The 12786-nt window shown below is 69.1% G+C and carries 10 protein-coding genes and 1 pseudogene; 9 read left to right on the forward strand and 2 right to left on the reverse strand.

The window, feature by feature from the left end; translation table 11 throughout:
• Positions 1 to 41: 41 nt before the first annotated feature.
• The 5 genes from OG241_RS34070 (at position 42) to mfd (ending at position 6778) form a co-directional block, all read left to right on the forward strand.
• Positions 42 to 542: a hypothetical protein gene (locus OG241_RS34070; protein WP_405820831.1), complete on the forward strand. Its 501-nt coding sequence runs from the start codon at positions 42 to 44 to the stop codon at positions 540 to 542.
• A gap of 71 nt (positions 543 to 613) precedes the next feature.
• A complete protein-coding gene (locus OG241_RS34075; protein ID WP_405820832.1) occupies positions 614 to 1270 on the forward strand; it encodes a class I SAM-dependent methyltransferase in 657 nt (218 codons plus the stop codon).
• Between the two features lie 221 nt (positions 1271 to 1491).
• Entirely contained in the window at positions 1492 to 2238 is a 747-nt protein-coding gene (locus tag OG241_RS34080) for a nucleotidyltransferase domain-containing protein (RefSeq protein ID WP_405820834.1), read from the forward strand.
• A 395-nt stretch (positions 2239 to 2633) separates the two neighbouring features.
• The gene (locus tag OG241_RS34085; RefSeq protein WP_405820836.1) at positions 2634 to 3089 is read left to right on the forward strand and encodes a hypothetical protein; all 456 of its coding nucleotides are present in this window, start codon (positions 2634 to 2636) and stop codon (positions 3087 to 3089) included.
• 158 nt (positions 3090 to 3247) lie between these two features.
• Positions 3248 to 6778: a transcription-repair coupling factor gene (mfd, locus tag OG241_RS34090; protein ID WP_405820838.1), complete on the forward strand. Its 3531-nt coding sequence runs from the start codon at positions 3248 to 3250 to the stop codon at positions 6776 to 6778.
• A gap of 166 nt (positions 6779 to 6944) precedes the next feature.
• On the opposite strand, the gene OG241_RS34095 is transcribed toward mfd, so the two are convergent.
• Entirely contained in the window at positions 6945 to 7133 is a 189-nt protein-coding gene (locus OG241_RS34095) for an antitoxin (protein WP_405820840.1), read from the reverse strand.
• Between the two features lie 220 nt (positions 7134 to 7353).
• On the opposite strand from OG241_RS34095, the pseudogene OG241_RS34100 reads away from it, so the two are divergent.
• From OG241_RS34100 to OG241_RS34110, 3 genes and pseudogenes are all read left to right on the forward strand, one after another.
• Positions 7354 to 7572, forward strand: a pseudogene (locus OG241_RS34100) (hypothetical protein); the annotation flags it as partial.
• 82 nt (positions 7573 to 7654) lie between these two features.
• A complete protein-coding gene (locus OG241_RS34105) occupies positions 7655 to 8428 on the forward strand; it encodes an HNH endonuclease family protein (protein WP_405820841.1) in 774 nt (257 codons plus the stop codon).
• A gap of 725 nt (positions 8429 to 9153) precedes the next feature.
• Entirely contained in the window at positions 9154 to 10806 is a 1653-nt protein-coding gene (locus OG241_RS34110) for a M4 family metallopeptidase (protein ID WP_405820843.1), read from the forward strand.
• Between the two features lie 179 nt (positions 10807 to 10985).
• Here the strand turns inward: OG241_RS34110 and OG241_RS34115 are convergent, their stop codons facing one another.
• Positions 10986 to 11804: a trypsin-like serine peptidase gene (locus tag OG241_RS34115; RefSeq protein WP_405820845.1), complete on the reverse strand. Its 819-nt coding sequence runs from the start codon at positions 11802 to 11804 to the stop codon at positions 10986 to 10988.
• Positions 11805 to 12018: 214 nt separating this feature from the next.
• On the opposite strand from OG241_RS34115, the gene OG241_RS34120 reads away from it, so the two are divergent.
• Positions 12019 to 12768, forward strand: coding sequence for a GNAT family N-acetyltransferase (locus tag OG241_RS34120; protein ID WP_405820847.1), 750 nt, complete (start codon positions 12019 to 12021; stop codon positions 12766 to 12768).
• Positions 12769 to 12786: the final 18 nt, after the last annotated feature.

The raw sequence follows: 12786 nt of genomic DNA on the forward strand, positions 1-12786 counted from the left end.
TCGAACCGGTACGACATGACCTGTCTCCGAAGGAGTAGTCCATGACCACCACACTCGACCGGCCTGTGAGCACCCGCACACGAGACCCGAAGGAACTTCTCAATGCCGTCCAGCCCCGCGTCAAGCACCTGACGATCAACGTGCTGGACAGCGGCATGACCCTCTGGGACCGCGAAATCGCCCTGCTGCTGCGCGACCACACGATGGTCCGCGACATGGCCGAACGCGTCCTCGGCAACGCGGTCATGTACACCATCGGCTGCATGGAACACCCGGAGGTTCACCTCGGAGTCGGCAAGCTCGTCGACATCGGCGTTCACCAGCTCATCCTCGACACACCCGTGTGGTGGGCCCTCTGTGACGCGTACAACGAGGGCCGCTACAAGCACCACGCCCCGTTCGTCGAGCGCCGCCGCGACGGGCTGTGCCTGCGCACGGCAGACTTTCTGAAGTCCGTCGGCTTCGACATCGACGAAGAGCTGTGGGCGATCGACGGCACGGACTGCTCCCCGTGTGACAACAAGGTCCCCGACAGCCACTGAACGGCCCTACGCCGGCCCCAGTCCACGGTCCCCCGGAGGACTGGGGTCGGCCCCTGCGAAGAGGAATCGCCTTGCCCGCACACCATGACATCGCCGCCGAGACGGAGCTGTGGGACACCTTCGCCGCTTCCGCCTTCAAGGACGACGCGGAGCCGAGCTTCTGCTGGACCCAATACGCCGGTCACGGACCCGGCCCGGAGCTTCTGGGCGACCCGCGCTCCGTACTGGAGATCGGCTGCGGCACCGGCCGTGCACTCGCTCGCCTCGCTGAGCGCGGCATCGCCGGCCGGGGCGTCGACCTGTCCCCTGTCATGGTCAAGAAGAGCACCGCCAAGTGGGGCGGGACGGGCGCGGAGTTCGTGTGCTCCGAGGTGCTGGAGCATCTGAGTGAGCGCGAGGAGGAGTACGACGCGGTCTACTCGATCTTCGGAGCCGCCTGGTTCACCGACCCGGGCCGTCTCTTCCCTCTCGTCCGCCAACGGCTCACGCCAGGCGGTGTGTTCGTGTTCTCGCAGCCTCCGGCCATCCCCGGCGCGTACGGGCCGCAGGGCATGTACAAGGGAGGTTTCGCCGGGAAGGCGATGTTCACCTACCGCTACAGCTACCGGACCGCCGTCTGGGAACGCCTCCTCACCCGGGCCGGGTTCGCCACGGCCGACGCGTGGATCCTCGACGCGCCTCACCCCGAGCACATCGGCACGCTCCTCGTCCGCGCGGTCGCTCCGTGACGGACACGGTCGAGCGCGTCTTCGTGCTTCGATCCGCGACGGCGGTCGCCTTCCACCGAGTTGTGGACGGGGAAGGGGTATCGTACTGGTAGAAGTCGTTGTTCGACTGGTCTGTATCCGCACTCGGTGCTCTTGGATCCGCCACGGTCCGTAGCGGTCAAGCCGGTGGGAATGGAAAACCCAGTCGCTGTTGACACAAGGTTCCTGAAATTCTGACTGTCATGACCCCGGACCCCGTCGACCAGGCTCGACGTCTTGCGTGTGACCGTTTTCCCGATGCGCTCGTCGTGATCCTTGCCGGGTCGACGGCTGCGGGGCGAGCTACTGCAAGCAGTGACCTGGACATCGCGGTGCTCGTCGGGGACGGTGGCGAGACCTGTCGGGAGACGATCCGGTTCGAGGGACGTGTTGTGGAGCTCTTTATCCACACCCGTGCCGGTCTCGTGGACCTCTTCGCGGCGGACTTTGCCGCACGTCGTGCTGTCTTGCAGAGCATGTATGCCACCGGTCTCGTCCTGGTAGATGCGAATGGTGAGGCCGGGCGTGCCCGTGCCCTGGCCGATGCGGACCTTCGTGATGGTCCGCCGGCGCTGGAAGCGGAGACGGTCGAAACGAAGAGGTATGGGCTGACGGACGCGTTGGACGATCTCGCCGACGCTGGCGACCAGATTGAGCGCCTTGCGGTGGCCGGGTTCGTTCTCAACGCCGCGGCCGATCTGCTCTGCGACTACCACCACGCGTGGATCGGCGGCGGGAAGTGGCTGCCGCGGCGTCTCCTGGAGGCGGACGCAGAGCGCGGGGCCGCCCTGCTCAAGGGGCACCTGCACCTGTGTAAGTCGGGAGACCCAGGACTCATGATCGACGCAACATCAGGGATCCTCGACCTGGTCGGCGGGCCTCTTCGCGAGGGCTATCGCAGGACCTGGCGCGGTGTTGTCGAATCGGTTGCTGCTGTCTCCGGGCGTTGACGGCCGGTGACGGCATCGGTGGCTGTCGAGTGTGATCACCGGGGGCGTACTTCTTCCAGGTGCCTCCGGCTTGGGCTGCGAAGGCCTCGGCGTGAACGGTGTGGTAGCCGAGCATGCCCGCGACGACCGATGGCGGTGCCTGAAGGACGAGTTGCCGCAGGGTGGCGGTCCGGCCGTTGAGAGTAGGGACGCCTGCGGCGGTGAGTCGCTTGCCGAGGGTGGCGGGGTCCACGGGTTGTCCGGCCCGGCGTCCGGGGAAGAGCCAGTCGCTGGCGGGAAGAGCCGTCTGGCCGGTTTGGGCGTCCGTCACGTATGTAGCCGAGTAGTAGCTCGGCGAAGGGCTCGGGAACCGGTGTGGGCGGGTCGCCAAGGAGGAGCGCGACCTGGTCGCCGTCGTGCTGGACGTCGTGGACGGTGAGCCGGACGAGCCGACGGACGGGCTGGGCATAGAGGAGGATCAGGGCTGCCGCGATCCGTTCCATGAGCGGGAGATCGTCGCGGGTCATGATCTTGCGAATCAGGGCAATGCGGTGGTGCTGACTGATCGGGGCCGGGTTCTCCGTGCGGATCGTGAGGACCTTCAACCGGGGCCTGACCTGGTGGTCCATGCTCCAGCGCAGGAACGCCTGGACGACGCGGCGGACGATGGCGTCCTGGGCGAACCAGGCGTCGAGGTCGGCCTGGGTGCACTCGCCGATGACGCGGTCCCGTTCGGCGAGCCAGGTAAGGAAGGCGGCTGCCTGGATGAGCTGGGTGCGGGCGGTTTTGACGGACCCGGCGCCGAGGGGCCGCTTGGCGGCGGTGGCCCGGAGCTTGCGCTCACCGTCTCGGACCGCTGCCTGAGGTCATGATTGAGTGGCGCCCGGGGACGGCGGGGCGGGCGTTGTCCACAGGTCGCCGCGCTCGCCGACGCGGCGACGTACTCTGGACACCCCCCCCGGCCCGTCACACGTGTCGGGCGGTTCGCGTTGCCCACCCCTCACAGCCCACACCTCACGAAAGCTCGCTCATGAGTCTGCACGGTCTGCTCGACGTCGTAGTCAAGGACGCCGCCCTCGCGGAAGCGATCAAGGCCGCCGGCGACGGCAACCGTATGCACGTCGATCTGGTCGGACCACCCGCCGCCCGTCCGTTCGCCGTGGCCGCGCTGGCCAGGCAGGCCGGGCGCCCGGTGCTTGCCGTGACCGCGACCGGACGTGAGGCCGAGGATCTCGCCGCCGCCCTGAGAACGCTGCTGCCGCCGGACACGGTCGCCGAGTACCCGGCCTGGGAGACCCTCCCGCACGAACGCCTCTCCCCGCGCAGCGACACCGTCGGCCGCCGCCTCGCCGTACTGCGCCGCCTCGCGCACCCCAGCTCCGACGACCCGGAGACCGGCCCGGTGTCGGTCGTCGTGGCCCCCGTGCGTTCCGTACTCCAGCCGCAGGTCAAGGGGCTGGGCGAGCTGGAGCCGGTCGCGCTGCGCACCGGGTCGACCGCCGATCTGGGCACCGTCGTCGAGGCGCTGGCCGCCGCCGCGTACTCGCGCGTCGAGCTGATCGAGAAGCGCGGCGAGTTCGCCGTACGCGGCGGCATGCTCGACGTGTTCCCGCCCACCGAGGAACACCCCCTCCGGGTGGAGTTCTGGGGCGACGACATCGAGGAGATCCGCTACTTCAAGGTCGCCGACCAGCGCTCCCTGGAAGTCGCCGAGCACGGACTGTGGGCGCCGCCCTGCCGTGAGCTGCTGCTCACCGACGAGGTGCGGGAGCGTGCCGCAGCCCTCGCCGAGGCACACCCTGAGCTGGGAGAACTGCTCGGCAAGATCGCCGAGGGGATCGCGGTCGAGGGTATGGAGTCCCTCGCACCGGTGCTCGTCGACGACATGGAACTGCTGCTCGACGTGCTGCCCAAGGGCTCCATGGCCGTCGTGTGCGACCCGGAGCGGGTCCGGACGCGTGCCGCCGACCTGGTGGCGACCAGCCAGGAGTTCCTCCAGGCCTCCTGGGCGGCCACCGCGGGCGGCGGCGAGGCGCCCATCGACGTCGGCGCGGCCTCCCTGTGGTCCATCGCGGACGTACGGGACCGGGCGCGCGAGCTGGACATGATGTGGTGGTCCGTCTCACCCTTCGCCGCCGACGAGGAACTGGACGCGGACACGCTCAAGCTGGGCATGCACGCGCCCGAGACCTACCGCGGGGACACCGCGAAGGCGCTCGCCGACACCAAGGGCTGGCTCGCGGACGGCTGGCGCACGGTCTACGTCACCGAGGCGCACGGCCCGGCCGCCCGTACGGTCGAGGTGCTCGGCGGAGAGGGCATCGCGGCCCGTCTCGACGCCGACCTGACCGCCCTGAGCCCCTCCGTCGTGCATGTGGCGTGCGGCTCGATCGACTTCGGGTTCGTCGACACGAAGCTGAAGCTCGCCGTGCTGACGGAGACCGACCTCTCCGGGCAGAAGGCCGCCGGCAAGGACGGCGCCCGGATGCCCGCCCGGCGCCGCAAGACCATCGACCCGCTGACCCTCGAGACCGGCGACTACATCGTGCACGAGCAGCACGGTGTGGGCCGGTACATCGAGATGGTCCAGCGGACCGTGCAGGGCGCGACCCGCGAGTACCTCGTCGTCGAGTACGCGCCCGCCAAGCGCGGCCAGCCCGGCGACCGCCTCTACATCCCCACCGACCAGCTCGAACAGATCACCAAGTACGTCGGCGGCGAGGCACCCACCCTCCACCGCCTCGGCGGCGCCGACTGGACCAAGACCAAGGCGCGCGCCAAGAAGGCCGTCAAGGAGATCGCCGCCGATCTCATCAAGCTGTACAGCGCGCGCATGGCGGCCCCCGGGCACGCCTTCGGACCCGACACGCCCTGGCAGCGCGAGCTGGAGGACGCCTTCCCGTACGCCGAGACGCCCGACCAGCTGACCACGATCGCCGAGGTCAAGGACGACATGGAGAAGACGGTCCCGATGGACCGCCTGATCTGCGGCGACGTCGGCTACGGCAAGACGGAGATCGCCGTCCGCGCCGCCTTCAAGGCCGTCCAGGACGGCAAGCAGGTCGCCGTCCTCGTGCCCACAACTCTCCTCGTACAGCAGCACTTCGGCACCTTCGGCGAGCGCTACTCCCAATTCCCGGTCAACGTGCGGGCGTTGAGCCGCTTCCAGTCGGACACCGAGTCGAAGGCCACCCTGGAGGGCCTGCGCGAGGGCTCGGTCGACGTCGTCATCGGTACCCACCGGCTGTTCTCGTCCGAGACCAAGTTCAAGGACCTCGGGCTCGTCATCGTCGACGAGGAACAGCGGTTCGGCGTCGAGCACAAGGAGCAGCTGAAGAAGCTGCGCGCCAACGTCGATGTGCTGACCATGTCCGCGACCCCCATCCCCCGTACGCTCGAAATGGCGGTCACCGGCATCCGCGAGATGTCGACGATCACCACCCCGCCGGAGGAACGCCACCCGGTGCTGACCTTCGTCGGCCCCTACGAGGAGAAGCAGATCGGCGCCGCGATCCGCCGCGAACTCCTGCGTGAGGGCCAGGTGTTCTACATCCACAACCGGGTCGAGTCCATCGACCGGGCGGCGGCCCGGCTGCGGGAGATCGTCCCCGAGGCGCGGATCGCGACCGCCCACGGCCAGATGTCCGAGCAGGCGCTGGAGCAGGTCGTCGTCGACTTCTGGGAGAAGCGCTACGACGTCCTCGTGTCGACGACGATCGTCGAGTCCGGCATCGACATCTCCAACGCCAACACCCTCATCGTGGAGCGCGGCGACAACTTCGGCCTCTCCCAACTCCACCAGCTGCGCGGGCGAGTCGGGCGCGGTAGGGAGCGCGGATACGCGTACTTCCTGTACCCCCCGGAGAAGCCCCTGACCGAGACCGCCCACGAGCGGCTCGCGACCATCGCCCAGCACACCGAGATGGGCGCCGGCATGTACGTCGCCATGAAGGACCTGGAGATCCGCGGCGCCGGCAACCTCCTCGGCGGCGAACAGTCCGGCCACATCGCGGGAGTCGGCTTCGACCTCTACGTACGGATGGTCGGCGAGGCCGTCGCGGACTACCGGGCCTCACTGGACGGCGGGGTGGAGGAGGAGCCGCCGCTGGAGGTCAAGATCGAGCTCCCCGTCGACGCCCACGTCCCGCACGACTACGCCCCCGGCGAGCGCCTGCGCCTCGCGGCCTACCGTGCCATCGCCTCCGCGAACACGGAGGCCGACATCAAGGCCGTACGGGAGGAACTCGTCGACCGCTACGGCAAGTTGCCCGAGCCGGTCGAGAACCTGCTGCTCGTGGCGGGGCTGCGGATGCTCGCGCGGGCCTGCGACGTCGGCGACATCGTGCTCCAGGGCAACAACATCCGCTTCTCGCCGGTGGAGTTGAGGGAGTCGCAGGAGCTGCGGCTCAAGCGCCTCTACCCGGGGACGGTCATCAAGCCGACCGCGCACCAGATCCTCGTACCGCGCCCCAAGACCGCGAAGGTCGGCGGAAAGCCGGTGGTCGGGCGGGAGTTGCTCGCCTGGACCGGCGAGTTCCTGGCTTCGATCCTGGGGTCGTGAGCGAGTGAGCGAGCGAGTGAGCGGGCAGCGCAGTCAGGAACAGGCGCTGGGGAACAGGCCGTAGAGAACAGGTAGCAGGCAACAGGGAGCCGCCCACGGCCCGTTGGGGGTCGTGGGCGGCTTCTTCTGTTGGTGGGCCGAGGATTCAGCCTGCCTCCGGCGCGCTCTACGGCTGTTCGGGCCTGTCGCGATCACGATCCATGCCCATCGCGCCCTCGGCTCTCCGCTGCGCGTCGTCGACCTGGCTCGTGTACTTGTCGCCCGTCTTCTCGTTGATCTTCTTTTCCGCGGCATCGGAGGCGTTGTGCCCCATCTTGCCGCGCATCTGGTCCTTGAACTTGTCGAGGATGCCCATCCAGGAGCTCCTTCCGGAGGTGGGTCAGCATCGACGATACGCCCAGTATGCGTAATACGCCCCTTGAGTGCCGGATGGCGCCCTGTGGCGGGGAGAGCGCGCCCGCTAGCCTGTCGACCAGCGGAAATCCGCAGGCCGGGACGTGAACGGGGCAGTAGGGGAGGGACGTAACGTGGTGTGTCTGAGGGGTGGGGGCGTCGCCGCCGCCGTACTCGCGGTGATGTTCGGCGTCAGTGGTTGCGACGGCGAGACCCTGGGGTCGGCCGGGCCCGAGAAGAGCGCGAGCGGAGCGGCAGGCGGGGGAGGCGGCGGCGGTGGAGCGGCGCTCACGGCCGTCGACTCGCTGACCGTGAAGGGACGGGCTCCCAAGACGGGCTACTCCCGGGACCGGTTCGGCACCGCGTGGGCGGACACCGACTCCAACAAGTGCGATACGCGTGTTATCTCTATGCCTCGCCGAGCGATCGAGGCCTTTGTGCAGCTCATACAGGGAGTGGTGGGCTGTGCTTACTGAGAGGGACATGAGGCACAGGGGCGCTGGGAGCACGCGCTTCCTTCGCGCCGCAGCGACGGCAGCAGTCGCCGCACTCCTCGTCTCGGGATGCGAGGGGCTGGGCGAGGGCAGTTCCTCGACGGGGTCGGGTCCACCTGCGCCGGATGGGCGGGCGATCAGCCCTCTCAAGAATCCGGACGGTACGAAGCCGGGACTTGCGGCCGTGACCACAGACGCGGACAAAGCCGCGGCCCGAAAGCTCATTGAGGAGCTGGCCACGAAAGGGCGGGGGCCCAAAACGGGCTACGCGCGGGACAAGTTCGGCTATGCCTGGATGGACACGGCCGACGGAGTGCCGCTCGCGAGGAACGGGTGTGACACGCGGAACGATCTCATCCATCGCGATGGCCAGAACCTCCGCCTCCGATCCGGCTCCGACTGTGTGGTCATCGCGATGACGCTGCACGATCCGTACACCGGGACGACCATCGAGTGGCGCAAGGCGAAGGCGTCCGAGGTGCAGATAGACCATGTCGTGCCCCTGTCCTACAGCTGGCAGATGGGCTCGTCGCGCTGGTCGGTGAGCAAGCGCAAGCAGCTCGCGAACGACGTGCTCAATCTGATCCCGGTCGAGGGCCGGGCCAACTCGGCCAAGGGCGATTCCGGACCCGCGACCTGGCTGCCACCGAACAAGCAGATCAGGTGCGCGTACGCGGTCCGGTTCGCCCAGGTCGCCATCAAGTACGAGATGCCGGTGACCGCCCCGGACAAGCAGATGATGCTGCGCCAGTGCGGCGGTTGATGAGCAGTACAGGTATCTCAACGAGGGCGGATCGGCTGATCCTCGGCAGTGTCCGTGACCGGCTTCTCGTAGCTCCGGGCCTCCGGCTGCACAGCTCCACCCCGTGGCAGGCGAGGGCGAGCAACGTGGGCAATGCCACGAGCGCGCACACGCCCCGCCACCTGCCCCGACCGTAGGTGCGTACTCCGAGCCGCGTCACGGGTCCGGTCACCCGGGCTCGCGACGGACGGCAGGTCCAGTACCGCCGAAGCCCCCTCGGCGACCAACTGACCGGCCGCGAACAGCGCCACCAGGTCGCGACCTCTTCAGCTGGACGCCGTCGGTTGTCTGCGCGGCCGGGTCCGAGAGAACCGGCCGGACGCGGTTCCACGCGAACTGACGGCCGGCTGTTCGCGCTCACGTCCCCGCGGGTGGCGCCCGTGTCACCGGTTCACCGGGTCGCCGCCCGCCGCTGCCACGTCTCCGTACCACCAAGCCCCCGTACTGCCACGTCCCCGTGCCGCCCCGTCACGAACTTCCGCAACGTACTGGAATGTCGGCCACGGACACCCTGTCTTCTGGATGGAGGGTGTGGACATGACAGGCCTGGGCCCTCTTGAATGCCAGGACAAGATCGGCGCTGACCATCGGTCACGCTCCCGGTCTCCCTTCATGTGCCACCCCCCCCCGGTGCCCACCACCGCACGCGCCCCCACGGCGCCATCTCCAGGAGACAGAAGACACTGATGAGTCGGATACGGCAGAACGTCCGTGGTGCCCGCTGCGCCACCGCCGGGATCGCCACCACCGCCACCCTTCTGGCCGGCTTGTTCTCCCCGGCCGCCGGCGCCGCCGACGCGGCCGACAGGCCGACCCGCGCCCTCGCGCTCGACAACGCGGCGAGGGTCCTCGCCGACCGGGCCGCGTCCCTGGGCCTCACCTCCGCGCAGGACGCCTCCGTCAAGGACGTCATCGTGGACCAGGACGGCGCCCAGCACGTCCGCTACGACCGTACCTACCGCCAACTCCCGGTACTGGGTGGTGACTTCGTCCTCCACCTGACTCCCGACGGCACCTACCGCAGCGCCGACCGGGCGACCGGGGCGGCGATCTCGCTGCCGAGCACCACCCCGAAGGTGTCGGCCCCCAAGGCCGCGGACGGCGCCGTGAACGCCCTGCGCGCGGCCGAGCCGGGCGAGGCGCTGAAGCAGGTGACAGCCAAGCCCCAGCTCGTCGTCGACGCCCTTCACGGTGCCCCGCGACTGGCCTGGCGTACGAACGTCGCCGCCCTGGACTCGCTCGGCAACCCGGTCGCCCGCGCGGTGCTGTCCGACGCGCGCACCGGCGCCCGGATCGACGCCTGGGACACCACGGAGACGGTCGGCGGCGAGGGCGCGTCCCTGTACAGCGGCACCGTCCCGCTGGAGACGACCCTCTCGGGATCGACGTACCAGCTCAAGGACCCCACACGCGGCAACACATACACGGGTGACGCGGCCGACAAGATGGACGTGTGCGGCGGCGGCGTCTGCAGCAGCCGTGTCCCCCTGACCCTCTTCACGGACGACGACAACCAGTGGGGGACGGGCACGACCGCCGACCGCTCGACAGTCGCTCTCGACGCCCAGTACGGCAGCGATGTCACCTGGGACTACTTCAAGGACGTCCACGGCCGCAACGGCATCGCCAACGACGGCAGGGGCTCCTTCAACCGCGTCCACTACGGCAACAACTACTCCAACGCCTTCTGGAACGACGACTGCTTCTGCATGACGTACGGCGACGGCGACGGCACCTATTTCGGGCCGATGGTCGGGCTGGACGTGGCCGCTCACGAGATGTCCCACGGCGTGACCTCGCGAACCGCCAGACTGATCTACACGGGCGAGTCCGGCGGCCTGAACGAGGCGACGTCCGACATCTTCGGAACGCTGGTCGAGTTCTACGCGGCGAACGCGCAGGACGTGGGCGACTATCTGATCGGCGAGAAGGTCGTCCGCCCCCGCCTCGGGCAGGACGCCCTGCGCTACATGGACAAGCCGAGCAAGGACGGCGGCTCCGCGGACTACTGGAGCCCCTCGACCGCCAACCTCAGCGTCCACTACTCGTCCGGCATCGCCAACCACTTCGCCTACCTCCTCGCGGAGGGCAGCGGCACCAAGACCGTCAACGGGGTCACCTACAACTCCCCGACGTACAACGGCTCGACCGTCACGGGCATCGGCCGCGCCAAGCTCGGCGCGATCTGGTACCGGGCCCTGACCGTCTACATGACGTCCTCGACGAACTACGCCGGAGCGAGGACGGCCACCCTGAACGCCGCCCGCGACCTCTACGGCACCGGCAGTGCGGAATACAACACGGTGGCGGCGGCCTGGAGCGCGGTCAACGTGAACTGAGCGGGATCCCGCACCGGACGCGTCACGACGGTCACGTGTGACGACGGCCTGGCGTGACGACGGCTGCGTGACGACGGCCATGCGTCACGCAGCCGCTGCGTCCCCCGAGCCGGGAACCGCAGCGGCGGACAGCCGAGCCGGTGCGCCGCCCCCGCCGGAGGACCGCGCCTGCCGGAGCGCTACGGCTTCGGCAGGGTGCACCCGGCGGCGTTCAGGTCCAGCTGGTTGCCGGTCGTGAAGCAGGCCGGTATCTGGTACGTCTGCTGGCCGTAGTTGATGCCCTTGCGGACGGTGACGTTGCCCTTCTCGTCCACCTCGCAGGGGTTGTCCCGCGTGCAGGACCCGCCGTTCTCGTTGCCGGTGTTGTGGACGGCGACGATCTCACCGGTGGCCTGGTCGATCACCGGCGAGCCTGAGGTGCCGCCGATGGTCTGGCAGGCGGAGGTGTAGCGGACCGAGTCCTTCCAGGTCCACTCGCCCTCCTTGAGCCGGTGGACGAACCCGTCGACGTTGCAGTCCAGCAGCTTCTTCCAGGCGCCGGACGCCACGGTGACGGCGGTACCGACGGCCGGGTGCGTGTCCCGCACGGTCAGCGCCGACACCCCGTACGAGCTCTTGATCGCCTCGTAGGTGGTGGTGAGCTCGTAGATCGCCACGTCCGTGTCGGTCATCGTCCCGTAGGCCAGCTTGGCGGCGTTCAGTGTGGCGACCTGTGCGCCTGAGGCGTCGAGCAGGTAGAACGGCCGGTTGGCGAACCGGTTGGTCATGACCACGCCCGGTGCCATGAGGCTGCTGCAGTGGCCGTTGGAGAGCACCAGCGCCGGGTCGGTGTCCACGGAGTTCGGGAAGCGGACGAGCGAGCCGGAGCAGTTGCTGAGCGCCACCGTGCCGGCGAGGCTGACGGCCTTGAGCGTCGGCTCGGCCGCCTCGGCCGCGGGCGCCGTGACCGTTCCGGCGACGGCCAGGGCGACGATCGCGGTGGCGAGAGGTCTTCTCACGTGGGGGGGGTCCCGTCTTTCGAAAGGGCGACCGGAGACCCTCCGGCCACCCGCAATTGGCATGCACATTGTTGGTGTAGGGGTGCAGGAGATCAAGGTCCGTTTTTCAGCCGCGGTACGGCCTCCTGCGTGCCGGGCTCCGCGCATGGGGGAGGGGGGAAGGATCTGCCTGTTCGACGGTGCGTCACCGCCCCCGCCGAGTACCGTTTCGCCCATGGAGTTGAAGGTCTCGTCCCTTGCCGAGCGTCCCGAGATGTATCGCCAGGTCGTCGAAATGCCGGACACCTGGCCGGAGTTGATGCAGCACGACTTCACGGGCAACGCCCACTACGACCGGATCGCCACCGAACTCCCGGAGCATGTCCTGTTCGCCGAGGACGAGCGGGGCGAGATTGTCGCCCATGCCTACAGCGTGCCCTTCGCGCTCGCCGCCGAGGGGCGGGGCGGGGGCCAACTGCCCGCCCGTGGCTGGGACCAGATCCTCGTGTGGGCGTTCCAGGACCTGCGCGCCGGTACCCGTCCGGACACGGTGAGCGCGATCTCGATCGTCGTCTCCCCGCACGCACAGGGCACGGGACTGTCCGGACGTATGCTCGCGGCGATGCGCGACAACGCCGCCGCGCACGGCTTCCGCGAGGTCGTCGCCCCCGTCCGGCCCAGCGCCAAGCACCTGGAGCCCCGGACACCGATCTCCGAGTACGCGTACCGGGTGCGCGAGGACGGCCTGCCCTACGACCCTTGGCTGCGCGTGCACGCCCGAGCCGGCGCCACCATCGTCGCCATGGCACCGGCGTCGATGTGCGTCGCGGCCTCGCTGGAGGAGTGGCGCGCCTGGACCGGCCTGCCCTTCGACAGCGAGGGCGAGGTGGAGGTGCCTGGCGCGCTGGCACCGGTGCGGTGCGACCTGGCACACGGGTACGGGGTCTACGTGGAGCCCAACGTGTGGATGCGGCACACCCTGTGACCGTCCCTCCGGCCCCTG

The sequence above is a fragment of the Streptomyces sp. NBC_01390 genome (genome assembly GCF_045040105.1).
Taxonomy (GTDB): domain Bacteria; phylum Actinomycetota; class Actinomycetes; order Streptomycetales; family Streptomycetaceae; genus Streptomyces.